This window comes from Bacillus timonensis (assembly GCF_004799755.1).
Classification (GTDB): domain Bacteria; phylum Bacillota; class Bacilli; order Bacillales; family Bacillaceae_L; genus Ferdinandcohnia; species Ferdinandcohnia timonensis_A.
In genome coordinates this window covers 77,591-101,532 of sequence record NZ_SLUB01000011.1, presented here as the reverse complement: position 1 = coordinate 101,532, position 23,942 = coordinate 77,591, and the positions used below count along the sequence as shown (strand labels likewise).

General features: G+C 34.2%; 25 protein-coding genes. 21 read left to right on the top strand and 4 right to left on the bottom strand.

Annotated features, from left to right (window positions below):
• The 8 genes from E1I69_RS08810 to E1I69_RS08775 all read left to right on the top strand — a co-directional run.
• A partial coding sequence (locus E1I69_RS08810; RefSeq protein WP_161974828.1) for an ATP-binding protein occupies window positions 1-191 on the top strand: 191 nt, incomplete at its 5' end.
• 34 nt (window positions 192-225) lie between these two features.
• Entirely contained in the window at window positions 226-759 is a 534-nt protein-coding gene (locus E1I69_RS08805; RefSeq protein WP_347561802.1) for a TnsA endonuclease N-terminal domain-containing protein, read from the top strand.
• Window positions 746-2,905, top strand: coding sequence for a Mu transposase C-terminal domain-containing protein (locus E1I69_RS08800; protein ID WP_161974865.1), 2,160 nt, complete (start codon window positions 746-748; stop codon window positions 2,903-2,905). Before E1I69_RS08805 ends, E1I69_RS08800 begins: the two co-directional genes overlap by 14 nt.
• The gene (locus tag E1I69_RS08795; RefSeq protein ID WP_136379234.1) at window positions 2,895-4,535 is read left to right on the top strand and encodes an AAA family ATPase; all 1,641 of its coding nucleotides are present in this window, start codon (window positions 2,895-2,897) and stop codon (window positions 4,533-4,535) included. The genes E1I69_RS08800 and E1I69_RS08795 overlap by 11 nt, the downstream gene beginning before the upstream one ends.
• Window positions 4,536-4,638: 103 nt before the next feature.
• Entirely contained in the window at window positions 4,639-6,540 is a 1,902-nt protein-coding gene (locus tag E1I69_RS08790; RefSeq protein WP_136379233.1) for a TnsD family Tn7-like transposition protein, read from the top strand.
• A gap of 273 nt (window positions 6,541-6,813) precedes the next feature.
• Window positions 6,814-8,238, top strand: coding sequence for a metallophosphoesterase family protein (locus tag E1I69_RS08785; protein WP_136379232.1), 1,425 nt, complete (start codon window positions 6,814-6,816; stop codon window positions 8,236-8,238).
• Complete coding sequence (locus E1I69_RS25385) at window positions 8,235-8,492, top strand: ABC-three component system middle component 6 (RefSeq protein WP_347561801.1); 258 nt, start codon at window positions 8,235-8,237, stop codon at window positions 8,490-8,492. The genes E1I69_RS08785 and E1I69_RS25385 overlap by 4 nt, the downstream gene beginning before the upstream one ends.
• Window positions 8,482-10,239 carry a DUF2326 domain-containing protein gene (locus E1I69_RS08775; protein WP_136379231.1) on the top strand — a complete coding sequence of 586 codons (1,758 nt, stop codon included), beginning with the start codon at window positions 8,482-8,484 and terminating at the stop codon, window positions 10,237-10,239. Before E1I69_RS25385 ends, E1I69_RS08775 begins: the two co-directional genes overlap by 11 nt.
• A gap of 67 nt (window positions 10,240-10,306) precedes the next feature.
• Here E1I69_RS08775 and E1I69_RS08770 read toward each other — a convergent pair whose 3' ends face one another.
• Both E1I69_RS08770 and E1I69_RS08765 read right to left on the bottom strand, forming a co-directional pair.
• Window positions 10,307-10,909: a restriction endonuclease gene (locus tag E1I69_RS08770; protein WP_136379230.1), complete on the bottom strand. Its 603-nt coding sequence runs from the start codon at window positions 10,907-10,909 to the stop codon at window positions 10,307-10,309.
• Window positions 10,894-11,325, bottom strand: coding sequence for a hypothetical protein (locus E1I69_RS08765; RefSeq protein WP_136379229.1), 432 nt, complete (start codon window positions 11,323-11,325; stop codon window positions 10,894-10,896). Before E1I69_RS08765 ends, E1I69_RS08770 begins: the two co-directional genes overlap by 16 nt.
• A 720-nt stretch (window positions 11,326-12,045) precedes the next feature.
• On the opposite strand from E1I69_RS08765, the gene istA reads away from it, so the two are divergent.
• The 3 genes from istA to E1I69_RS08750 are packed head-to-tail and all read left to right on the top strand — an operon-like array spanning window position 12,046 to window position 14,665.
• Entirely contained in the window at window positions 12,046-13,605 is a 1,560-nt protein-coding gene (gene istA / locus E1I69_RS08760; RefSeq protein ID WP_136379228.1) for an IS21 family transposase, read from the top strand.
• Window positions 13,598-14,347, top strand: a complete 750-nt coding sequence (gene istB / locus E1I69_RS08755; protein ID WP_136379227.1) for an IS21-like element helper ATPase IstB — start codon at window positions 13,598-13,600, stop codon at window positions 14,345-14,347. The genes istA and istB overlap by 8 nt, the downstream gene beginning before the upstream one ends.
• Before the next feature lie 57 nt (window positions 14,348-14,404).
• Entirely contained in the window at window positions 14,405-14,665 is a 261-nt protein-coding gene (locus tag E1I69_RS08750; RefSeq protein ID WP_136379226.1) for a hypothetical protein, read from the top strand.
• Window positions 14,666-15,324: 659 nt separating this feature from the next.
• On the opposite strand, the gene arr is transcribed toward E1I69_RS08750, so the two are convergent.
• Both arr and E1I69_RS08740 read right to left on the bottom strand, forming a co-directional pair.
• A complete protein-coding gene (gene arr, locus E1I69_RS08745) occupies window positions 15,325-15,741 on the bottom strand; it encodes an NAD(+)--rifampin ADP-ribosyltransferase (RefSeq protein ID WP_136379225.1) in 417 nt (138 codons plus the stop codon).
• Between the two features lie 402 nt (window positions 15,742-16,143).
• Window positions 16,144-17,043 (bottom strand): ferritin family protein, encoded by a 900-nt coding sequence (locus tag E1I69_RS08740; protein WP_207308524.1) that lies wholly within the window; start codon window positions 17,041-17,043, stop codon window positions 16,144-16,146.
• A 353-nt stretch (window positions 17,044-17,396) separates the two neighbouring features.
• On the opposite strand from E1I69_RS08740, the gene E1I69_RS08735 reads away from it, so the two are divergent.
• The 10 genes from E1I69_RS08735 (at window position 17,397) to dpaL (ending at window position 23,840) form a co-directional block, all read left to right on the top strand.
• On the top strand, window positions 17,397-17,876 hold the full coding sequence (locus E1I69_RS08735) for a DsrE/DsrF/DrsH-like family protein (RefSeq protein ID WP_136379224.1): 480 nt from the start codon (window positions 17,397-17,399) through the stop codon (window positions 17,874-17,876).
• A gap of 42 nt (window positions 17,877-17,918) precedes the next feature.
• Complete coding sequence (locus tag E1I69_RS08730; RefSeq protein WP_136379223.1) at window positions 17,919-18,278, top strand: rhodanese-like domain-containing protein; 360 nt, start codon at window positions 17,919-17,921, stop codon at window positions 18,276-18,278.
• 42 nt (window positions 18,279-18,320) lie between these two features.
• Window positions 18,321-18,617, top strand: a complete 297-nt coding sequence (locus E1I69_RS08725) for a rhodanese-like domain-containing protein (protein ID WP_136379222.1) — start codon at window positions 18,321-18,323, stop codon at window positions 18,615-18,617.
• 101 nt (window positions 18,618-18,718) lie between these two features.
• On the top strand, window positions 18,719-19,294 hold the full coding sequence (locus E1I69_RS08720; RefSeq protein WP_136379221.1) for a sulfurtransferase TusA family protein: 576 nt from the start codon (window positions 18,719-18,721) through the stop codon (window positions 19,292-19,294).
• Between the two features lie 42 nt (window positions 19,295-19,336).
• Window positions 19,337-20,464 carry an MBL fold metallo-hydrolase gene (locus E1I69_RS08715; RefSeq protein WP_136379220.1) on the top strand — a complete coding sequence of 376 codons (1,128 nt, stop codon included), beginning with the start codon at window positions 19,337-19,339 and terminating at the stop codon, window positions 20,462-20,464.
• Window positions 20,465-20,495: 31 nt separating this feature from the next.
• Window positions 20,496-20,723 (top strand): sulfurtransferase TusA family protein, encoded by a 228-nt coding sequence (locus E1I69_RS08710; RefSeq protein WP_136379219.1) that lies wholly within the window; start codon window positions 20,496-20,498, stop codon window positions 20,721-20,723.
• Between the two features lie 56 nt (window positions 20,724-20,779).
• Window positions 20,780-21,556 carry a sulfite exporter TauE/SafE family protein gene (locus tag E1I69_RS08705; protein WP_136379218.1) on the top strand — a complete coding sequence of 259 codons (777 nt, stop codon included), beginning with the start codon at window positions 20,780-20,782 and terminating at the stop codon, window positions 21,554-21,556.
• A gap of 167 nt (window positions 21,557-21,723) precedes the next feature.
• On the top strand, window positions 21,724-22,089 hold the full coding sequence (locus E1I69_RS08700) for a hypothetical protein (RefSeq protein ID WP_136379217.1): 366 nt from the start codon (window positions 21,724-21,726) through the stop codon (window positions 22,087-22,089).
• A gap of 39 nt (window positions 22,090-22,128) precedes the next feature.
• Window positions 22,129-22,389 carry a metal-sensitive transcriptional regulator gene (locus E1I69_RS08695; protein ID WP_136379216.1) on the top strand — a complete coding sequence of 87 codons (261 nt, stop codon included), beginning with the start codon at window positions 22,129-22,131 and terminating at the stop codon, window positions 22,387-22,389.
• A 209-nt stretch (window positions 22,390-22,598) separates the two neighbouring features.
• Entirely contained in the window at window positions 22,599-23,840 is a 1,242-nt protein-coding gene (dpaL, locus tag E1I69_RS08690; RefSeq protein ID WP_136379215.1) for a diaminopropionate ammonia-lyase, read from the top strand.
• The last annotated feature ends 102 nt before the right edge of the window (window positions 23,841-23,942 follow it).

Sequence of the window (23,942 nt, the reverse complement as noted above, 5' to 3'; positions counted from 1 at the left end):
TTGATATGCGATATGAAAAGCGAAGTACTATCTTAACAACAAATGTAAATTTTAAAGCATGGGATGAAGTCTTTCAGGAACCTAAACTGGCAAATGCCATTCTAGACCGTATTTTACACCATGCGACAGTCGTGACAATGGTGGGGGATTCCTACCGCTTAAAGGATCATTTTACGATAGAAAATGAGTAATTTTGTACATCCTTAAACAAGCAAAAATGTACATATTTGTGTTGACATTTATACGGAAGTAATGACAACTGATTTTTTGTTAACTGTTAAGTCAAAAGATGGGATAAAGTACGTGGCACGGTCCGTTAAACCCTCTTTAGACTTAGAGGATAAAAGGACAATTGAAAAGCTTGAAATAGAAAGGTTGTTTTGGAAATCCCAAAATATCGAATGGGGTATTATCACTGATAAAGAATATGATGGTAACTTCACTTATAATATGGATTGGTTTCATCCCTGTAGGGAGCTTCCGTTTGAATTTAGCAAGGATGAAACAATGAGGTTGATTGATGAACTAAGGTTTATGTTGTTTAGATACGACGCAAGATTGTTCGATGTTTTTAATCAGTTTGATTATGATTTTAATCTCCCTAAAGGCTCTGCATTAGCTTTATTTAGACACGCAATTGCTACCAAACAAATCAAAGCTGATATGCTTCAACGCATTGAAACAACTAGGTATGTAAAGGAAGTAATAATTTTAGATGAAATCAATAATGAGGAGGAAGTCGCTTTTGATATTTGCTAAAAATCAAATAATAAAAATTAACATAGAGAAGGAAGTTACAGAAAGAATTCTGTGGATTGATTCTGACTATAGCCTTTGTTTTACAATCGATATTAATGATAAAAAAGCATTGCCTATGAAGAGAAATATTCTTTCCCTGACTGAACTATTAAAGGAAGATAGGTTGGAGATAATGACCGATGAGCCTTATAGAATTTACTTTACTGAATCTGAACTTTCAGTTGATCAAAAAGAGAAAAGAAATAATCGCTGGGAACTAATTAAGGGTATGGCTTCAGTTGAGCCCGATATTTATATTGATTATAAAAGAGGAAAACTAATTAAAGCTTTGATTGGCAAAAAAACTTCGAAGAAAAAATATATTTATCAATATCTACGTTTGTATTGGCAAAGAGGTATGCATTTAAATGCTCTATTAGCCGATTATAGCCGATGCGGTCTTAGAGGGGAAACAAAAAATCTAGGGGGGAAAAAAGTAGGAAGACCAAGATTATATAAGGATAACCCCGGTATGAACGTTACCGAAGAGGTCAAACAAGTCTTTTTAATAGGAATTAATAGGTATAAACCTTCAAATAAAAGAACTTTGAAAGACTGCTTTGAACAAATAAAGAGGGATTTTTTTGCTCAAGGAGAGAGATATGAAAACGGTAGAAAAATAACAATTATAAAAGAAGACGCTCCTTCACTTGAGCAATTTAGATATTGGTATAACCAAAACGTTGATCCAGAAAAGAGGAATATTACTAAGAAGGGAAGGACTCGACATTTATTGGAGGATAGACCAGTTCTAGATATATCTGATTCCAAAAGTCGTGGACCTGGTTGGAGATATCAAATAGATGCAACTGTGGCGGATGTATATCTTGTTTCCGAAAAGAATCCAAATTGGATTATTGGCAGACCGGTTGTTTACATTGTAATGGATGTCTATAGCAGAATGGTGGCGGGAATGTATGTAGGCCTAGAAGGACCATCCTATTTAGGGGCATTAATGGCCCTGGTAAATACCGCAAGCGATAAGGTGAAATTTTGTAAAGAGTATGGTATCGATATTACAGAGGATATGTGGCCAGTTAAACATTTTCCAGATAAACTTCTCGCAGATAGAGGAGAATTAAAAGGTCCAAAGGTGGAACAATTAATAGAATCATTCGGTGTGAGGATGGAGAATACACCTCCATACAGAGCAGATTGGAAAGGGATTGTTGAACAATATTTTAGATTATTGAATCTAAAGGTAAAACCATTAGTACCCGGTGCTGTAACTAAAGAAAAGTTAAGAGGGGAAAGAAATTATGCCTTAGATGCAATTCTTACCTTAACCGATTTTAGAAAAATATTAATAAACGCTATTATACATCATAATAATTACAATTGGTTGAGTAATTATAAACCTGATGATGAAATGCTTAAAAATGAAGTCCCTTTATACCCAGTGGATTTGTGGAATTGGGGGATTAAAAATGATTCCGGTCGATTAAAGTTTTTCCAAGAAGATTTTGTGAAACTTCGATTACTGCCAAGGAAGGAAAATGTAAGTGTAACAGAATATGGAATTCATTTCGAAAGAGGGTTGCAATATAGCTGTGAAAGGGCAATTAAAGAACAGTGGTTTCAAGAAGCTGCATTAAAAGGCTCTTGGAAAATTACTGTTGCTTATGACCCTAGATGTATTAAATATATTTATATTCTCAATAAAGATGGTTCATATGAAGTTTGCAAATTACTTGGATATCTAAGGCAGTACGAGGAATTGCAATACGATGATTTTGTATTTATAAGAAAAATGCAAAAGCGTCTTGAGGAAAAAGAAGAACTTAAAAGGCGTTCGGAAAAAGTAATAGATTATGTAAATGAGATAGAAAGTATAAAAGAAGCTGCTGAAGAAAGATCAAAAGAAGCCGAGAAAATTTCGGATTCACAGAAATTGAAAAATATAGATGAGAACAGAAAAAATGAAAGAAATGAGATCAGAACCCAAGAGGCATTTATATTAGATAAAGCTAAGGAAGAAATTAAAAAGGATATAACGCAACAGGCTACAAATGAAGAAATAGTTAAAGGAAAAGCTTCAAAGGATTTATTAAAGTTAATGGAGCTGCAAAAAGAGATGGGAATGGAGAGAAAAATAAATGGAAGATGAAAATAAAGGTTTTGCTGAAGCTATATATATTGATCAACAAATCAAAGAATATATGGAAAACCCCTTAATTGAAGCCTTGCCACCAGTGCATTCATTGATGGAAGCAGCGAAACTAATAACCGTGATGCCAGAATTTGATGAGAATGAAATCGAGTTTGACGAGGAAATTCGTATTCAAATTATTCCACGACTCTTCCAATTTTATATGCCATTAGAAAGCCATACAGCATTGGAACGAAAGATTTCAGCTGTAATTAGGCAAGGTTACATAAACAGGAATCCTCTTACCAAAGACAATATTGTTTTTATGAATAATAGTTATAGAGCATTAATGGAAGGGAAAATTTATGTAAGCACTACTAATACTAGCAAGAGTACACAAGGATTCACTATTATTGGTATATCCGGTACAGGCAAATCAACTGGTATAGAAAGAGTCCTAAATAAATATCCACAAGTTATAAGACATCAGGTGTATCAAGGAAAACCTTTAGCAATAACTCAAATTCCCTGGATGCATTTAGAGTGTCCATTTGATGGATCAATAAAAGGCCTTTGTTTACAAATTCTTTCGGATTTGGATAAACTTCTTGGAACACATCATTTTGCTAGGCACGGAAACAGATCAATTGATTACTTAATACAAATCATTAGTCACCAATTTAGACTTAACAATGTTGGTCTTTTAGTTATAGATGAGATTCAACATCTAAGTTTTATTAAAGGTGGCGGTGCAAGAAAAATGCTTGATTTTTTTGTCCATCTAATCAATTCAGTAGGAGTTCCGGTAATTCTTATCGGGACAAGTAAAGCTGCTCCCGTTTTAAGGGGAGAACTTAGGAAGGCGAGAAGAGGAACTGGTTTAGGGTATATGTTTTGGGATAGGATGAAAAAAGATGAGGCTTGGGACTATTTTATAGAAGTAATGTGGAAATACCAATGGACAAAAAAATACGTCCCGATTTCAGATGAGTTTAAAAATAAATTATATGAAGAAAGTCAAGGTATTTTAGATTTTGTGATTAAAATCTTTGCACTGGCTCAGATTAAGGCAATATTAGACGGTTCTGAGGAAATTACTATTGAATTAATTGAAAGTGTGGTTGAAAAAGATCTCCAAATTGTAAAGCCGATGTTAGATGCATTAAAGTCTGGTGATCTAAAAAGGATTGAAAAATACGATGATATTCGTACTCCTGATTTTGAAGGTATTGTTAATAACCTTATCCAAGCCGGGGAGATGGAAAATTATAAGACTTATTTAAAGCAAGTTAATAAAGAAAAAGTAGAAGAGCTTACAAGAGCTATTAGAATTAAGTTATTAGAAAAAATCACGAATGAAAAAATCGTTATTAACGCTGTAAAAAAAGTATTAAATAATTTTAATCCAAACAATTATGATTTTGACTTTCTGTATAATGAAGCGGTAAAAGTCGCTGAAGAAGCAATTATTAGAAATGAAAATAACAAGGAGAAGAAACTAAAAAAAGGTAAAGACCTTGCAAAAGATGACTTGAGATACCTAAAAGAACAAACTTCGGTATTAAAACAGTCAGCTTATGAGGTCTTATTACAAAATGGTGTCATTAAGAGCCCAATTAATGAGTTTCTTCTAAGGGAAACCATATAATGTGTATTGTTAACCCAAAAGAATTGTTCAGCGGCATATCTTTAAGGGATGAGAAAACAGTAGCATTCAATAAACATATTTTCTTTTTTAGGAAAGAGGTGGAATGATGATTCCCTTCTTTCCTTCTCCTTATCCGGATGAAACTTTATATAGCATTATAGCTAGATACCATTTGTATTCAGGTAATTTGAGCTATAAACATACAATCCTTGATCTATTCGGCAAAAAAACAAGAACTAATTGGTATCTTCCTTCAAATATTAACGCTCTGGTGCAGAATATACAAATTACAACACTAACAGCAGATTATATAATTGATAAACATACTTTGTTTCCGTTTTTCTCATCTTTTTTATCAAATGAAAAAAAGTCTGCAAATAGACAAAATATTATTGATGGCGAAGGCCAAAATATATATTCAGATTATGGATTAATTGGCAGTAGCATTAAAGCAACTAAACCTCTCACGCATTGTAACCTATGTATGCAAGAGGATATTGATCGATATGGCGAGACCTATTGGCATAGAGTTCACCAGCTGCCAGGGGTGTATGTCTGTCCCATTCATAGGATTCCTCTTTTAACTTCACTTAAACAAATTGAAAGTTCTATCCAATATCAATTTATTTTGCCGGGTGAAGATATTTTTGATAATACTTTAGGGAGAGATTATAACCAAGAAATAATAGAACAATTATATGAATATGCCGTACAAGCAAATTGGTTATTAAACCAGTTTGAAATAGATATAAATAGTAATTTTAGAGAAAAATATAGTTATTTTTTAGAGAAAAATAAATTTAATATTCGTAAAGGAGTAGTCAATCAAGATAAATGGAAGAATGCCTTTAGGCAATTCTACCACCCTGAAGTATTAGAGATGCTAAACGTGGCTACTGATTTTACTAAAGAGCATTGTTGGGTTAGTAAAATTGTTAGAACTGGTAACCAAATAACCCATCCAATGCAACATATTTTGGCTATTATGGTTTTATGCAGAAACCTAGCTGATTTCTTTTTAATAAATTTGACAGTTGACAAAGAAGATGACCCCTTTGGTACGGGGCCTTGGCCCTGCCTTAATCCAGCCCATAAATTATATATGCAGGACGTAATAGAAACTATTACTATTAGTAAATGTAAAAAGACTAAGAATTTAATAGGAAAGTTCCAGTGTAGTTGCGGATTTATATATACAAGGGTAGGACCAGATTCGAGCACATTAGACAAATATAAAATTTCTAGGAAAATGGACTTTGGTTATGTTTGGAAAGAAGAACTAAAAAAATTAGTTGAAAAAGGTGATAGCAGGACAGAGATTGCTAAAAAGCTTCAGGTAACTCCCGATACGATTACACGTTACGCTGTTCTATTAAAATTAAATCACTGTTGGAGTGGGAGATTAATTGAAAAAGCTGAGCTAGATGCAAAAAAATTAAACGATACACCAAAAAGGGGAGGTACTTTAGAAAATATCCAAGACAAAAGACAACAGTGGTTAGAAATTTTAAAGCAAAATCTAAATAAAAAAAGAAATGACTTAATTAGGGAAAACCTTTCTATATACCGGTGGTTAAACAAATATGATAAAGTTTGGCTGAGCGAGCATTTACCTAAACGGCAGAAATATAAAGGGAGAAGCCCGATTGATTCTGAAGAAGAGAAAAGGGATCAAAAATTATTACAAATAGTTAAGATAATCATCGAGAACTGGAGCCAATATGAATTGAGTCGGCCAAAAAAAATTAGCAAAACATTTATTATGGAAAAGATAAGAGAACCCGGTTTTATTAAAGCTGACCTTGAAAGATATCCTTGTACAAGGAATTATATAAATTCGGTTATTGAATCAAGTGAAAAATTTTATAAGCGTAAAATAAGCAGGGCTATTGATGAATTAATTTCTGCCGGAGAACCATTATTTATAAGTAGGATACTAAATAAAGCAGGTTGTACCGGTGAAAAATACCAATATGCTAAAAAGGTAGCAGAAGAACTGCTCTAGCTCTTTAACTAAAATGTTTTAAAATAAACAAAACTAATTAAAGAAAAATATTTTTTATTTCACGAAGAAATCCAGACTAAATAGCTTAAGTCTGGATTTCATAAAAATATAAACAACATATTTCCATAATATAATAGGCATATCTTTATAAGCTTAAATAATCAACAATACAAAAAAATAAGATTCAGGTGGATTATTGTTCCTAAATAAAGGAATTACTGGGAATCTTGTCGAATTATACCTAGTGAAAAAAGAAATAACGAGGTATAAAGAATGAAACTTAAATGGGCACATTTATCGGATATACATTATTTATATAATAATTATGAAACAAATGTAATGAGGGATCAATTAGTTCAGTATCTTAGTGAAAAGAAAAAAGATATTGATTTATTGTTTATAACAGGAGATTTAGCTCATCAAGGAAGCAATTATGGGGAAGAGGTAGAGTCGTTCTTAGATTCAGTTATAACAGCTATAGAAATTAGTAAAGAAAACTTATTTATTATTCCGGGTAATCACGATATAAAAAGAAGCACAATGAATGATAGATTGATCAACCAGATATTGAGTTCTTCAAGTGCAAAAAATGAAGTTAACAGCCTTGATTCTGATACTTATCAATCTTTACTTTCAAGTCAGGATCCCTTTTTTAATTTCTATAAAAAATATATGGGTGAAGATTATCCAAAAGACGCTTTACATTTTGTGAAGAAACGTGAAGGATTTAATGTCGTTCATATAAACACTTGCTTAATTGCTGGAACTTCGGGAGTAGAAGGGAAAATTCTAGTTGGGTTAAATAAACTGTATGAAGTATTAAAACAACTCCCAAAAGACGATTCTATAAACATTGCAATCGGTCATCATACCATTAATTGTATTCATACAGACGAAAAAGGAAGCTTACTTAATAGATTTTCTGATAGTCAAATTGATTTATATTTAAATGGCCACGTTCACAAAGCCGCATATCATAATGAGAATGATAACTACAATAATACCTATATGTTTACCTCTGGTTCAATGTTTGTTGACGGTTATGCAGACCCAATATTCCTCACCGGAATCATTGATACTGAAACAGCTAGTGGAGAAGTAATATATCACCGTTGGAATAAACGTGATGAATATTGGCATCAATCTAACTCGGAAGGAAGATTAGTAGTTGATGGAAGTTATAAATTTGATATTCATAGATTAAAAAAAAAGACTGAAATAACGATGGATGATACTCCACTTGCTGTTGATGAAGACGAGTTTAGAATGTTTTTGATTGAGTTTCATACAATTATTAACAAAGAAGCCGACATCAACGAAGAGCTTATTTCAAAAGATATTACCGAAAAGTTTATTAATATGCTTTGTTCTCCTACGTTGGAACGTCAATTTGACAGATGTTCAGTATACTTTCCAATAGTAAATAAAATTTTAGGTACTACTTCCTTTTTTAGCTTTGATAAACGCTTTATAATTCCTGATGTAATTGTATCTGAGTATCTAAACGTACTTTATAATTTCGAAAATGGAGATTTAATTCTCCATCATATGATTAATAATTTATTTAGTAGATACAGAATTCAGGTCAATTACTCAGAAGAAAGGCTCAAATCGTATATTCGAATATTAATTTTTTGGAGTATAAATGAATGTGATATTTTTAATGAAGATAAAAGGCAAAGGACTGTTATTAAATGATGAATTTTTTTCTTTTATCTAAGCACCAGACAATTGAGGAGAATGTATTAGTCACTTCCAAGGTATTATTTGAGCTTCTTAATAAGAAAAAGCACGTAGACCAGTTGTTTCTTGAGTTTGCAAAAAAACAAAACGTGGTCCTTAATTTAAATATTGAGCGAGTACTATACCTTTCACTAACATTTTTATATTCGCTGGATGTAATTTCTATACAAAACAATTTAGTTATGAGGAAGAAGAAAAATGATTCTTAAAAGGTTGCTTATTTATAGCTATCAATCAAAAGAGATTTTAAAGGAATATATATTTAATCAATGTGGTCTAAATGTTATTTTAGGTGAAAAAAAGGAAGATGGTAAAGAAACTAATGGTGTCGGTAAGACCACAATGGTTGAAGCAATGAATTTTTTGTTAGGAGGGTCCTGCCCTGATGACTTTATTGGTAAACCCACTCTAACGGAAAAAGATATTTTTTTAGTTCTTGAAGTATTTTCTGATAATCAAAATATTTACCTTGGCAGGCTGATTAATCAACCAGAAAAAGGATATTATTTAAATGCAGCCGCTTTCTCGTATGATTTGAGTGATTGGATAGATAAGGAAGATAGTGACTTTAAAAAATACATAAATAATGTATTGCTTGGATTAACCCCTGATGAGCCAACTTTTTCAGCTCTTCGTGAGTACATTATTAGAGATGAAAAGGAGGGCTTTACTAATATTGGGCTTCCAAACAGAAATGCAATGAACGAAGCTATGTATTTGGCTTTTTTATTCAATCTACCTTATGATTTTGAAAAAGAAATTGTTAAATATAAAAAGCAACAGAAGGAATTTAATCAAAAGTTAAGTATCATAAAGTCCTTAAAAAGTGAAATTAGTGATTTAAAGTTACGAGAGAAGAAACTGACCAAGGAAATAAAAGAATTAGATGATATTATTGAACAAATTAAAATTACAAAGAAATTTGAAAAGGATGCAGAAGAATATCAGGTCTATAAGTCTCAATATAACGAGTTGCAGAATTTACTATTTGAATTAAAGCACGTAAAAAAACAATACCAAAACAATATTAATGACCTTGAAGCTAAATTAGAGGAAATTAAGCGAATAAATGATATTCAACCTTTTTATGAGCAGTTAATTGGTTTCTTTCCTGATAAAGTTAAAAAGAATCAAGATGATATCTTTCAATTTTACAACTTTATGGTTGATAGTAGAGGAAGGTATTTTAATCATAAAATCAATGAAATTGATTATGAAATCAAACAAAAGCAGAAGAAACTTGAAGAATTAAGTATCAAACTTCAAAACTACACTCAATCATTTAAAAACACAGATCTCATTACAGATATAACAAAGGTAACAAATGATAAAAGTTTAAAATATGAAGAGTTAGCCCAGATTAGAGTAAAAATCAATATGTACCAAGAAAAAACAGATGTGACCGCTGATATCAATAGAGTTAAGCAGGAGATTTTAAAGCAAATCGACATAAAGCTTGATATATTCAAGACCTATGAGAATTCTGTAAAAGAATTTAAAGAGTTATTTAACAGTCTTGTTTTAGAGGTTTATGACGAAAATGGTATTCTAGATATTGAATTGAACAATAATACGGGAATAAATGATACAACAGGTCGAATCAAAATAAATTGTAGAATAGATGATGAAAAATCTCACGGAAGACTCCATATGAAAATTAATATGTTTGATTTGACTTGGTTTATTGATGGGCTTAACAAGAGAGATAACATTACCTTTTTAATTCACGATGGCTCATTCTCAAAGCCGGATAGATTTGCAAAATACCGTCTCATAAAATACGTTGATAAATTGCTAAAGGAAATATCAAAGGGGCAGTATTTCATAACAATTAACGTTGATGAGTTAGAGGAAGCAGCAATTACTGAACTCTACGAAAATAAATCAGTTATCGCGAAATTAATGCGAACTGAGGATAATAAGGAAAGATTTTTTGGTTTTAGATATACTTCATAATGGCAGGTTTATAATTAGGTAAACAAAGACCGCACATATTATAATTCAAATTTGTGCGGTCTTTGCTTTATTCAGCTAAGAAAACACCCTTATAAGGAGTTCTCATAACCCTAATCCATTGTTTTAAAGTTTCTCTATTTGCTTGGGAAATTGGATAATTTCTTGCTGTACATACTTTCTCCGCTCCCAGAGAGAGGGAGCTAGTGGTAACGATAAGTCCAGATTCTGCTTCGTATTCCTGAATATCAGCCCAAAGGGACTTTACCACCATTTTTTCAATCTTTGTTTTATATCTCTTGCATTGAATAAGGATTGTGGGAGGCACGGATTTATCGTTTTCCTTTAACCAAACCAGTGCATCTATTCCGTCATCGTCCCGGCCCTCCCCAATTTCTACATAGTATCCTTGTCTTTCAAAGAATTCACAAGTTAAAGCTTCAAACTTTCTCCAATTAATTTCCCCGATAGAATCAAAATTGTGGCTCAAGAAGTCAATATATCGCTGATCAATGAATTTACCATATAAGGTTTCAAGAGACTCACTTTGGAAAAGGTCCTTAAGTTGTGCGATATCTTTCCAGTCAATTTGTCTAATTTTTCCCCAAGGGCTTTTGTGTAAGTCTAAATTAAATCCCTCCATTATTTCTATAGACATTAATACTCCAGGCAATCCATATTTCTTTTTGCTTCTCTTACAAAGGGTTCTGGATTAACCGATTTATGCTTAGCATCTTTCATTTCTTTCGATATCTTACCTAGAAAGGTAATAAATAATTTTGCTAAGTCTTGGTACATATTTAAGGCTTCAGGGTCATTTCTGTATTTTTTAAATAAAGATATGGTAGAAGGTACATTGGAAGGACTAAGGGTATTGCCGATCTTATATAATAGATGATTGATTAAATTTTCGAATTCCTCTGATCTAATCCTTAATAATGCCTCATCTTTTCCAAACCATAAATTGTGATAGATATCAGGTATAATTTCTTCAAATTCTTTACGGGTTAGTCCCAAACCCGATTTATATCCAATTATCTCACTTGTCCTGCCAATTAACTGGCTTCTTTTTATCCATATACCAGCCATTTTGATTTCTCAGCCCCTTCTTCGAACGCTTGATACCACTTTCTACTTTCTTCTTATTATAAATGTTATAGGTGGGGGAGGATTAACTTAAGGGAAATTTAATTATTTTTACTTATTCAACATTTTATATGATAAGGTTCTAGTAGCAATAAATAAAGGTTATTTTAGTTTCTGACTTTATTAAGTCAGCTCTATTTAAATTGGTTTCCATTTATTTTTTCTAAAAGACGAACTTAAATAATGCAATAACGGTAAAAAATTTATAAGATAGTTTCCATCTTTTTTTCATCTGAACAGCTGGATATGTAGCTGTCTTATTCCTCTTCCCTAAGCTAAAAAGTCGGTACTTACTGCTAAATAGTTGGTATCCAGAGCGGAAGGAAGAGTGACGAAATAAGAGCAGGCGAACAATATGTACTCAATCAATATTCAATAGTAAAATCAATACGAGTCCAGGCTGGATCCAATAGTGATCCAGTCTTTTTTATTTGTTAAATACTCTTCCAATCCCTTGTCCAATAAGGGTTTCAGTCGTCTCCCCAATCCATAAATCCGTAGGATTTTCAATCTTGAATATTTCACTCAAACAGAACCATCTTCTCGGACAAATTGAACCACTATCACGGAAAAATAGAACCACCTTCTCGGAGAGAGAACCATCCCCTATAATTTAAGATACACTGACTATTCAGTGAATTCTTAATTATAGGGGGTATTTTTTTGGTTAAGTATCGGGAAATTTTAAGGCTGCATAGTCACGGAATGAGTAAGAGAAATATTGCGGCCAGTTGTGGATGTTCCAGGAATACGATCACAACAGTATTAGAACGTGCCGCTGAATGTGATATTTCTTGGCCTCTACAAGATGATGTTACGGATGGTGACTTACAAGGTTATCTATTTCCTAATAAGTCCAAGACGCAAAATCATCGTATGCCAGATTATGAGTACATTCATAAAGAGCTGGCAAAGAAAGGTGTCACCTTAACGCTTCTATGGGAGGAGTATTGCCGGACTTGCTACCAGACTGGGGAAACACCTTATATGTATACGCAGTTTTGCCACCACTATCGAAAATATGCGAATACAACTAAGGCTACGTTAAGAATAAAGCGCAAGCCCGGTGAGCTGATGGAGGTGGATTGGGCTGGTCAAACCGCTTTTCTAAAGGATAATATTACGGGAGAAAAAATACCGGCTTATATATTTGTCGCTACTCTTCCTTGTAGTCAATACACCTATGTGGAGGCTTTCCTATCACAAAATCTAGAAAACTGGATTACAGCCCATATTCATGCCTTTCAGTTTTTTGGGGGGATTGCCAGTATCATAGTACCAGATAATTTGAAAACAGGTGTTGATAAGTCTAGCTATTGGGATCCAAAAATAAATAGATCTTATTATGAGATGGCTGAATATTACGGTGCTGCAGTCGTCCCCGCGAGGGTCCGTCGCCCAAAAGATAAACCTAGCGTAGAAGGAAATGTTGGGATAGTGTCCACCTGGATTATTGCTGCCTTAAGAAATGAAACCTTTTTCACGCTTAATGAGCTAAATGAAGCGATTCAACAAAAATTAGAGGAGTACAATCAAAAACCATTTCAGAAAAAAACAGGTAGTAGGAAACTTGCCTTCATCGAGGAAGAAAAGTTTGCTCTACTACCATTACCGGTTAAACAGTACGAACTAGCTACCTGGAAAACAGCTACCGTACCCTTTGATTATCACATAAGAATAGATAATATGCATTACTCGGTACCATATGAATATGTCAAACATGAGGTGGATATCCGTATCACTTCAAAAATTATTGAAATATTCTTTAATCACATTCGAATTGCTTCTCATATGAGGCGAACAGGACTAAAGGAAGAATCTTTTACTATTCCTGAACATATGCCTGAAAACCACCGAATGTTCGTGGAATGGGATAAAAATCATATCATTGATTGGGCGGAAAAAGTTGGAGAACATACAAAAAAAGTGATAAATGGCATTTTTGCTACTTATAAGGCAGAGCGTCAAGCACAAAAGATGTGTATGGGTATTATTAAGCTTGCGGACCAGTTTTCTTTGGAACGATTGGAAGACGCATGCCGTCAGGCATTACATTATTCACCTGCACCAAAACTAAATAGTATTAAAACTATTTTAAACCATGGTACTGATAAAGGCTTTGAAAATAAGAATGTAAAGAAAAAATTAACAACTAAAAAACAATCTGGATCTTTTGGGTTTACTAGAGGTGCAGAATACTTTGGAGGAAAACGAAATGACTAATGACAACACAATTGTGAAATTAAATGAGATGAGACTTTCTGCCATGGCCGAAACATATATTAATCAATTATCTAATCCTGACTATCAAGATTTGTCCTTTGATGACCGCTTTAGTTTACTAGTAGACATTGAATATTCTAAAAGGAAAAACAATAAGTTAGATAGATTAATAAAGACTGCAAATTTCCGCTACAGTAATGCATGTGTAGAGGATATTGAATATCTTCCAGATAGAAAGCTAGATAAGTCATTAATTCTCCGTCTTGCTGAATGTCAGTACATTCAAGATTGCCATAACGTTATGATATTAGGAGCCTCTGGAAACGGAAAATCCTATTTAGCTAGCGCATTAGGAGTTTCAGCTTGCAGGAAATTCCACAAGGTAAAGTATGTTAGATTACCAGATCTTCTGGAGGAACTTGCGGTTGCTCGTGGTCAAGGGATCTTTCAAAAAACTATTAAGCAATATAAAAAGGTAGATTTGCTCATATTGGATGAATGGCTATTATCCCCCTTAGAAAACACTCAAGAAAGGGATTTACTAGAGATTATCGAAAGTAGACACCAAACCGCCTCTACCATTTTTTGTTCTCAATTTGCACCTGAAGGATGGTATGAACGAATTGGTGAATCAACTATTGCGGATGCGATATTAGATCGTATAGTACATGACTCCTACACTATTTTCATAGATGGACAAGTTTCTATGCGGGAACGTCATGGCTTAAAGAGTAATAATTGATCTTGGAAAATCCCTGATATTTAATTAGACTTAAACCGAAAAGGAAGTCATGGTTTAATGAAAGAGCCAAATTTTGATGATGAAAATATTTTGAGAAGAGAACAGATGTATAACGCTCAACTAATCGTTGATTTGCTAGTATACTCAAGGAAACTGGAAGAGATGATGGTTGAACTAAGAAAGGAAGTAAATGGATTGACTCATGAGGGACAACATGTTCCTTATCCGGAACTTCATAGTAATATATATAAGAACTTCGATGATCGCCCAGCCTACGATAAACACAGGGATTATATTGAGTTATTCTTTAAATACTAATCTAGAATAACCCAACATGCGCTCGTAGTGGAGGATTAATATCCTCTACTGTGGGCGCTTATAAATATGGAAGTGGTTCTCCCTCCGTTAAAGTGGCTCTATTTTCCCGAGACGAGTGCTCATTCTCTCCGAGAAAGTGGTTCTTTTTAAACGTAATATTCAATCTCTATTCTGTGTGGTTCCTAACTGTAAAACCGTCCCAAAATGGATTCGTTTCCCGTCTTATCTCCTGATTCTTCTCTCCATTTTGGGAAGAACTTTTTAACATTGTCAAAATATTCGATACAAGCCAGAACGGAAAAAAGAGGGCAAAAATGGGGGTTTTGGGGAAGAACAATATAACATAATGGAGGGAAGAAGAAAGGCGAGATAAGAGGGATGGAGCTCAGAGCGGCAAGGGTTTGAGGGGAGTGAGAGGGAGAGAAAGGCGGGGAAGGACTTTTTGGCAGGGCAATACTGGATCCAATACGGATTCAGTCTTTTTATTTATAGATATACCTCCTCCCTTATCTAATAGGGATCAATCACTTTTTCACTCTTTTCTCCAAAACCCTTTACTTTTTTAGCCGTTAATCACTTGCAAATGCCAAAACCAAAAACCAAGTGCAATAGCAAGTTGATTTTTGGTTTCTAAAATCACTACTTAATAGATATTATGATTAATCGTAGATTATAGCCTTTCCCTGTTCACGTAACGTTTTTAAAGATGTAAGCATATGATTTATCTCTTCATCGGAATGTCTTTCCCATGAACCCAATTCAGCTATTATTCTCAAAGGAGATTTAGATCTATAAGAACGTGTAGGGTTTCCCGGGAATCTTTTGTCTGTTAAGTTCGGATCATTTTCAAAATTACCTAATGGTTCTACAATATAAATTCTTTCTTTTAATTTAGATGTTGCTAATTCAGCCCCCCATTTAGCAGCATCTAATGTTGCAGTAAAATATATATAGTTAGATTTTTTCTCTTGGTAATTTGATAAGTGTTGTGGTTCTAATAAATCTCCAATTTTTAGTTTTGCTTTCGTACCGTGAAAAAAAGGACCATTATCTAAGACATCTTTTTTGTCATTCATACTAATACCCCTCCTTTTTAATTTGTAATACAGTATAGTATAGGAACTACATAATAAGAAGTCTAAAGGCTGGATCTAATACGGATTCAGTCCTTTTTCTATTACTTAATATTTTCTTCGATTCTAAACAAAATCAGCCAAGTATTATATTGATAAAGCTTTTGGGATTAACAATGGGTCACTAGGTGAGGACCTTGACGACGGCGAAGCGGGTGGCGGACCGATGTACGGGATTTACCTTGGAGCCCGTGAAGGAAAGGCAAGCTTCCGAATCCTTGTAGAGTTAGAGTAACGAGTAATTCTTAAATTTGTAACTTCTATGATGAAACCAGCCTTTATCAAAAAGGGCTTGTTCCATCTTATAACTTCACTCACTTTTCACATTAATTAAATATGATTTTTTTATCTTTCAAGACCTTTTTCAAAAACTGCAAGATGATTCAAAGAGGCTTTACGTAGTTGAGAAAAGACGGTTCGCACATCGTTAGGTAATGTAAGAGATAGAAACCTATCGTACATAGAAATATTGTCTATTTCCCCCTGAACACCGGCAGCATATGCTGCTTTAATACTTTCTGGAGTTGTAACGAATGCCTGCGATAAATCTTCAGGTAATGGTACTTGATAGCGTTGAAAAAGTGGTATTAAAGCATTTATATGTCCCTTTTCAGCTTCTTTTATTTGTGTAAAACTCCTGTTATATCCAAAGTTTCTTAGGATATCATCGTATCTTGCTTGAGCAAGGTATTCATCTAGAAGGGAATATGTCAACATTTGCGGTAACGTTAAAATGGAGGCACTTAATGCCCCTTTAGCCCCGTAATTATTTATTTGCCGATTGATGTTTGTTCCCTTAGGATGATTAAAAAAAGACAAAAACCATACAGCGTGCTTTTGTTCGTCTGCAGCCGAACGTCGAAACCTTTCTTTAATATTTGGATCCTGCGCTTTATCTGATATCTCTAAATAAAAATCAACAGTTTCTTGCTCATCTTTAAACGCAAATTCTAATCCTGCTTTATACGTATTAGGACATTTCTCAATGAGTTGATAAGATGGATTTTTTCCTGTTAAATTTGTGTAAATTCTGCTGAATTCTTCGAGATGACGTACTTCATCCTTTCGTATCTCCATAATTCTGTCCCGTTCATCATTTGAAGGTGCCATCTTAGCTAACTCCTTATAACAAGCAATAGCACTATACTCTCCATTAATAGCTTTTTGAATATCATTTACAAGTTGACTATCATTTGGCATACGATACAAATCATAATAATACGGACCAAATTGATTCAAATACATGTTTGTCCTCCTTTTGTTAACCATCTACTTATCATATGTTCTTTGTCTAGGTGGCTGTGCTAGTTCAATTCTTGCTAATTAATTGCAGATACTTCTAAAAGGGACCTTAACTGATTCTTATTGTGGACTTAACAAAAAATTTTTGATGTATGTAACGTTATTAATTTATTTGTTGACAACATACCCGTGAGGGTATAATATATGACATGTGAGTTTCATCACGCTGATTTAATAGTAATAGAAACCAAGAGGGTTGACACCCACTTTTATTTTGGTTAATATCATACCCATAGGGGTAAAGGTAAAAATACTAAAAAAACCTAAATCATTGGAGAAAACGGGGAGGAAAAAGAATGACGGAAAGAAAAAAAACAACGATTGTTTTATTTAGCGGTGATTATGATAAGGTAATGGCTGCCTATATTATTGCAAATGGTGCAGCAGCATATGATCATGAAGTGACGATTTTCCATACTTTTTGGGGATTAAATGCGTTGCGTAAAGATGAAGACATTATAGCGGATAAAAGCTTCATTGAAAAAATGTTTGGCAAGATGATGCCTAGGGGTGCAAATAAACTCGGACTATCAAAAATGCATATGGCAGGTATAGGGCCAAAAATGATTAAAGATGTTATTAAAAAACACAATGCTTTGCCATTACCGCAACTTATTGAAATGGCACAAGAGCAAGATATAAAGCTTGTTGCTTGTACAATGACAATGGATTTACTTGGACTTAAACAAGAAGAACTTTTAGACAATGTTGAATTAGCAGGTGTTGCAGCATATTTAGGCGATGCAGAAAATGGAAATGTGAACCTGTTTATCTAAAAATATGCGGGTAATCCCATTCAAAACAGGAGGTATTAGAACATGGAATATATCAATTACATCATATTTGCACTCATTGTAATTTTTATCGTACAACGTTTTGTTCCTACAAAAGGAATTAAAAACATTACCACAGTTGAATTGAAAAATGAATTAAAGGACAAAAACAAGCAATTTGTCGATGTTCGTACTCCTGGTGAGTTCAAGGGCTATCATATAAAAGGTTTTAAAAATATGCCACTTCATCAGCTTGCACAAAAAGCGAATGAACTTTCAAAGGATAAAGAAGTAGTTGTGATTTGCCAAAGTGGTATGAGAAGTCAAAAAGCTAGCAAGCAATTAAAGAAATTAGGTTTTAAGCATATTACGAATGTTAAAGGCGGCGTAAGCTCCTGGAGATAAGGATCTTTATACCAGATTTTTAATAAATGGGAGGAAAATAAAATGAAACAACTAACAGCAAAAGAAGTTGAAACATTACTAAACGAAGGTAAAACATTAAATATCATTGATGTTCGTGAAGTGGATGAAGTTGCGGCAGGGAAAATTCCAGGTGCTGTCAATATCCCATTAGGATTAATCGAATTCCGTATGCATGAACTTGATAAGTCTAAAGAATATGTGATGGTTTGCCGTTCCGGTGGTAGAAGTGGTAGTGCTTCACAATTTCTTGAAGGCCAAGGATTTAAAGTCATTAACATGGTAGGCGGCATGCTTGCATGGGAAGGCGACGTAGAATAATTCTTTTGAATAATTTTATACCGGTATAGGTATAAGTAACAAGATAGGTATATACACCTTTATGATCATGAAAATTTGTAGAATTTTTGGGAGGTTCAAAAATGGAAACATTAAAAACAAACTTCGTGTTGGATGCAAAGGGATTAGCTTGTCCGATGCCAATCGTTAAAACTAAAAAAGCAATTACTAATCTAGAAGGCGGACAGGTTATAGAGGTTCAAGCTACTGATAAGGGATCGAAAGCAGATCTAAAAGCATGGGCTGAGAGCACTGGGCACCAATATCTTGGAACGTTAGAAGAAGGCGATGTACTAAAACATTATATTCGTAAAGCTAACAGTGAAGAGGCTGTAGAAAAGAAACACCTAAATGTAGCATCAAACGAAGAACTAGAAGCTGCTATTTCTTCTGGTAAAGATATTCTTGTACTTGATGTTCGTGAAGCTGCTGAATATGCATTTAATCATATCCCTGGAGCAGTCTCCATTCCGTTAGGAGACCTAGAAGAAAGAATAAATGAACTAAATGAAGAAAAAGAGATTTATGTAATTTGTCGCACGGGTAGCCGAAGTGATTTAGCATCACAAAAGCTTACAGAAAAAGGATTTAAAAATGTAATTAATGTTCTTCCTGGAATGAGTAAATGGACTGGGAACACAACAAGTATTAAAAACTAATTTTTTTTCGAAAAAAATATACCGTAGGGGGTAAAATGGAAAATGACTGTTAATGTAATGACTGCAAAAGATGTTACAAAAAAAGTATTCGATAAAGAATCCTTATTTATCTTAGACGTACGTAACCAGAGTGATTTTAACGATTGGAAAATTGAAGGTGAAAACTTCGACTATTTAAACATTCCTTACTTTGAACTACTAGACGGAGTTGAGGAAATCCTTGAAAAACTACCAAAGGATAAGGATATCTTAGTCGTTTGTGCAAAAGAAGGGTCATCTGTCATGGTAGCTGACATGCTTTCAGAAGCTGGGCTAACTGTTTCATACCTAAAAGGTGGTATGAAGGCGTGGAGTGAGCATTTAGAGCCGGTTAAAGTGGGCGACTTAAAAGATGGTGGAGAAATCTATCAATTTGTTCGTATCGGAAAAGGTTGTCTATCATACATGGTGGTTTCTAATGGTGAAGCAGCGATTATCGATGCAACTCGTATGACGGATATTTTCCTTGAATTTGCTGATAGCAAGGGTGCAAAAGTTACCCATGTTTTTGATACTCACTTACACGCTGACCATATTTCTGGAGGACGAAAAATCGCAGAGGCTACAAATGCAACATATTGGTTACCACCTAAAGATGCAACTGAAGTAACGTTTGAATACGCAGCATTAGAGGGAGGGCAAGATGTGACAATCGGAAATACAACTATTAATATTCATGCATTGTATTCTCCAGGTCATACAATTGGTTCTACTTCTTTCGTTGTTGATGAAAAATATTTACTATCTGGTGATATTCTCTTTATCGATTCAATCGGTAGACCAGACCTTGCTGGTTTAGCGCAGGATTGGGTAGGAGATCTAAGAGAAACTCTTTATAACAGATACAGAGAATTATCTGATGACCTAGTTGTATTACCAGCTCACTTCATGATCATCGATGAATTAAATGAAGATGGAAGTGTATCTGAAAAACTAGGAACACTGTTTGCGAAGAACCATGGTTTAAATATTGCGGACGAAGCAGAATTTAGAAAAATCGTAACAGAAAACTTACCACCACAACCAAATGCATATCAAGAGATTCGTGAAACAAATATGGGGAAAGTCTCTCCTGATGAAGAAAAACAACGTGAAATGGAAATCGGACCAAACCGCTGTGCGGTTCGCTAAGTACAAATTTATGGATAGGAGGCGTTAATTAATGGATGTAGCAAAGGTATTAGATGCAAAAGGACTCGCATGTCCAATGCCGATTGTAAAAACGAAAAAAGCTATAAATGAAATTGAATCAGGACAAGTACTTGAAGTACACGCAACTGACAAAGGTGCAATCAATGATCTTTCTGCTTGGGCTAAGTCTGGTGGTCATGAACTACTAAACCACGAAGCAGATAATGAAGTATTAAAGTTTTGGATTAAAAAGGCGTAATCAACCATAAAGGGAACCGTATAGGGTTCCCTTTTCTTAAAAGGAGGCAACATGGAATGGATTTTACATTTATCATTACAATCTTTTTAATTGGTTTTATTGGTTCGTATATTTCAGGTATGTTAGGAATCGGTGGATCTATCATCAAGTATCCAATGCTATTATATATTCCGCCTTTATTTGGTTTAGCAGCTTTTAGTGCCCATGAGGTATCAGGGATTAGTGCGGTTCAAGTGTTTTTTGCAACCATCGGTGGCGTATGGGCTTATCGAAAAGGTGGCTATTTAAATAAATCCCTTATTCTTTATATGGGGATAAGTATTTTAGTAGGTAGTTTCGTTGGTGGATTTGGATCTAAATTTATGTCAGAGGGTGGTATTAACGTTGTCTATGGTGTGTTAGCATTAATTGCTGCAATCATGATGTTCATTCCGAAAAAGAATGTAGATGATGTTCCTTTTGACCAAGTTACGTTTAATAAATGGCTAGCTGCATCACTTGCCTTTATCGTAGGGCTTGGTGCTGGAATTGTTGGAGCAGCGGGTGCATTCTTATTAGTGCCAATTATGCTCGTAGTCTTAAAAATTCCTACAAGAATGACAATCGCATCTTCACTTGCAATTACCTTTATTTCATCAATTGGTTCTACTGTAGGTAAAATCACGACAGGACAAATTGAATATGTTCCAGCAGTAATTATGATCGTGGCAAGCTTAATTGCATCCCCTCTAGGTGCAATCGCAGGGAAGAAGATGAACACCAAGGTTTTACAAATTATTCTGGCAATCTTAATCGCTGCAACGGCAGTGAAGATTTGGATGGATATTCTTTAAAATAAGTTTATATGTTCAACACAATGTACGAATGACGTTTTTAATATATTCAACTCGCCATAGGCGGGTTTTTTTTGAGAAAAAGTAGTTAATTGACAATATACCCATATGGGTATAAAATATATCTACAGTGTTTCCTTAATTTATTGCGCGTTAAGGGGGTTGCTATGCTATTGATTTTGTTTTTTCTTTTGATACTATTTATAGTATGGGAATTTTATAAAAGGTATTTCCCAGTAGTTGGTGTACGCTGCAATGATGAGATGAAAGTGAATCTTTCGGATATTGAGATCATAGATGTAAGAGATTACAATATATCATACAAAGATGTAATCGAGAAATCAATTAATATTCCTGTGGCTTATTTGGAAAGGTATTGTTATGAGATACCTGATAAAAAGGTTCATGTCGTGGCTTCGACAAGACTTGAGAAAAACGTCGCTATCCGTATTTTAAGACGTAAAGGATTTCAAGTGACAGGATATACAATGAGTGATTCTCGTAAACTTCTCGGAAATTTAGCAGTAAAATAGGAGAAACCATCAACCCTATGATGAAAGGGGGCAATTTACATGGAATACGATGAAAAGGTAAAGAACCGAGTAAAACGCATCGAAGGTCAATTACGTGGAATATTAAGAATGATGGAAGAAAATAAAGATTGTAAAGACGTTATTACTCAACTATCCGCAGCCCGTACTGCTATTGATCGAACAATTGGAGTAGTGGTAAGCTCCAACCTCGTTGCATGTGTACGTAACGCGGATGAAAAAGGGGAAAGCACGGAGGAACTTGTAAAAGAAGCAGTTGAATTACTTGTGAAAAGTAGATAGAGGCCAATGAAGGTCTTTTTATAATTAAGAAACTATATATATTCAAATTCGAACTGGCGTTAAAGACAACTTTTAGTGAAAAACTTGTCTTTAACGCCTTTTCTTTTAGAAAAAGTTTGGAATGGAATTTAGGGAAGTGTCTTACATATAAAGAGAGTAAGGATTATCACTGTTTCTTTGAACAAACCATTTTACTAAGGAGATTGAATATGACGAAAGTAACAGAAATAAAAACGGGAATTCAATATTTTGTAAATGAAATTACAAGGAATACAGATTCCGAGAAAGCATCTGCAGTATTTTTAAATGGGGAAGTAGTGGAAAAGGTAAGAAATTTTCATGAAAGTTTTCCAGAATATAAAGTAACGCCCCTTCATAGTTTGGATACGTTATCTAAACAATTTGGGGTTAATCATATTTGGGTTAAAGATGAATCCTATCGATTTGGACTAAATGCTTTTAAAGTATTAGGTGGATCCTATGCTGTGGGTAAATATCTAGCAAAAAGAGTAAAAGTCGATATTTCAGAACTATCTTTTGAAAAATTAAGAAGTGAAGAAATAAAAGAGCAATTGGGGGATATTACTTTTGTAACTGCAACGGATGGAAATCATGGACGAGGAATCGCATGGGCTGCAAATCAGCTTGGACAAAAATCGGTCGTTTATATGCCAAAGGGTTCTTCGGAAATAAGATTAAACAATATTAGAAAAGAAGGTGCAGAAGCTTCTATCACAGATTTAAATTATGATGATACTGTTAGGTTGGCGAGCCAGAAGGCGAAAGAAAATGATTGGGTCTTGGTACAGGATACGGCCTGGGATGGGTATGAAGAGATTCCTGCTTGGATCATGCAGGGTTATCTCACAATCATAGATGAAGCAATGGAACAGATTGCTGAAGCTAACGATGATCGACCAACACATGTATTTTTACAAGCGGGAGTTGGTTCTTTTGCGGGGAGTGTGCTCGGATATTTAGTAGAGAAATTTGGAGATGAACATCCTGTTACAGTAATAGTTGAACCAGATCAAGCCGATTGTCTATATCAATCTATGAAGGTTGGCGATGGGAAGCCTCATGCTGTGACGGGGAGTTTGAATACGATTATGGCAGGTTTAGCATGTGGGGAACCAAGTAAAACGTCTTGGGGAATTTTAAAAGATTATGCCAGCGTTTTTGTTTCTTGCCCGGATTATGTAGCCGCACGAGGTATGCGAATTCTTGCAAACCCATTAGGTTGTGACCCCCATATTGTCTCAGGTGAATCTGGAGCAGCAGTAGGTATAGGATTAGTTAGTCTATTAGCTGAAAAAAGATTGCAAAATGATTTGAAAAATTCATTGAAACTGGATCAAAATTCAAAAATTCTTGTTATCAGCACAGAAGGTGACACGGATGCAGATCATTATCGAAAAGTTGTATGGGATGGGGCCTATCCATTCATTTAACAACTATTTTCGCGCAGTATGGTAAAAATTTTTTATCATTTTTTGATTGGTAATAAATTATCTTGAATTCGAGATATTTTTATTGCGTTGTTATCAATTGAG

What these genes read in the sequence shown, in the direction of transcription:
- E1I69_RS08795 (WP_136379234.1), top strand. Translation starts at nt 2,895, where the DNA reads ATGGAAGATGAAAATAAAGGTTTTGCTGAAGCTATATATATTGATCAA.
- E1I69_RS08790 (WP_136379233.1), top strand. Translation starts at nt 4,639, where the DNA reads ATGATGATTCCCTTCTTTCCTTCTCCTTATCCGGATGAAACTTTATAT.
- E1I69_RS08785 (WP_136379232.1), top strand. Translation starts at nt 6,814, where the DNA reads ATGAAACTTAAATGGGCACATTTATCGGATATACATTATTTATATAAT.
- E1I69_RS25385 (WP_347561801.1), top strand. Translation starts at nt 8,235, where the DNA reads ATGATGAATTTTTTTCTTTTATCTAAGCACCAGACAATTGAGGAGAAT.
- E1I69_RS08775 (WP_136379231.1), top strand. Translation starts at nt 8,482, where the DNA reads ATGATTCTTAAAAGGTTGCTTATTTATAGCTATCAATCAAAAGAGATT.
- E1I69_RS08765 (WP_136379229.1), bottom strand. Translation starts at nt 11,325, where the DNA reads ATGGCTGGTATATGGATAAAAAGAAGCCAGTTAATTGGCAGGACAAGT.
- istB (WP_136379227.1), top strand. Translation starts at nt 13,598, where the DNA reads ATGACTAATGACAACACAATTGTGAAATTAAATGAGATGAGACTTTCT.
- E1I69_RS08750 (WP_136379226.1), top strand. Translation starts at nt 14,405, where the DNA reads ATGAAAGAGCCAAATTTTGATGATGAAAATATTTTGAGAAGAGAACAG.
- arr (WP_136379225.1), bottom strand. Translation starts at nt 15,741, where the DNA reads ATGAATGACAAAAAAGATGTCTTAGATAATGGTCCTTTTTTTCACGGT.
- E1I69_RS08740 (WP_207308524.1), bottom strand. Translation starts at nt 17,043, where the DNA reads ATGTATTTGAATCAATTTGGTCCGTATTATTATGATTTGTATCGTATG.
- E1I69_RS08735 (WP_136379224.1), top strand. Translation starts at nt 17,397, where the DNA reads ATGACGGAAAGAAAAAAAACAACGATTGTTTTATTTAGCGGTGATTAT.
- E1I69_RS08730 (WP_136379223.1), top strand. Translation starts at nt 17,919, where the DNA reads ATGGAATATATCAATTACATCATATTTGCACTCATTGTAATTTTTATC.
- E1I69_RS08725 (WP_136379222.1), top strand. Translation starts at nt 18,321, where the DNA reads ATGAAACAACTAACAGCAAAAGAAGTTGAAACATTACTAAACGAAGGT.
- E1I69_RS08720 (WP_136379221.1), top strand. Translation starts at nt 18,719, where the DNA reads ATGGAAACATTAAAAACAAACTTCGTGTTGGATGCAAAGGGATTAGCT.
- E1I69_RS08715 (WP_136379220.1), top strand. Translation starts at nt 19,337, where the DNA reads ATGACTGTTAATGTAATGACTGCAAAAGATGTTACAAAAAAAGTATTC.
- E1I69_RS08710 (WP_136379219.1), top strand. Translation starts at nt 20,496, where the DNA reads ATGGATGTAGCAAAGGTATTAGATGCAAAAGGACTCGCATGTCCAATG.
- E1I69_RS08705 (WP_136379218.1), top strand. Translation starts at nt 20,780, where the DNA reads ATGGATTTTACATTTATCATTACAATCTTTTTAATTGGTTTTATTGGT.
- E1I69_RS08700 (WP_136379217.1), top strand. Translation starts at nt 21,724, where the DNA reads ATGCTATTGATTTTGTTTTTTCTTTTGATACTATTTATAGTATGGGAA.
- E1I69_RS08695 (WP_136379216.1), top strand. Translation starts at nt 22,129, where the DNA reads ATGGAATACGATGAAAAGGTAAAGAACCGAGTAAAACGCATCGAAGGT.
- dpaL (WP_136379215.1), top strand. Translation starts at nt 22,599, where the DNA reads ATGACGAAAGTAACAGAAATAAAAACGGGAATTCAATATTTTGTAAAT.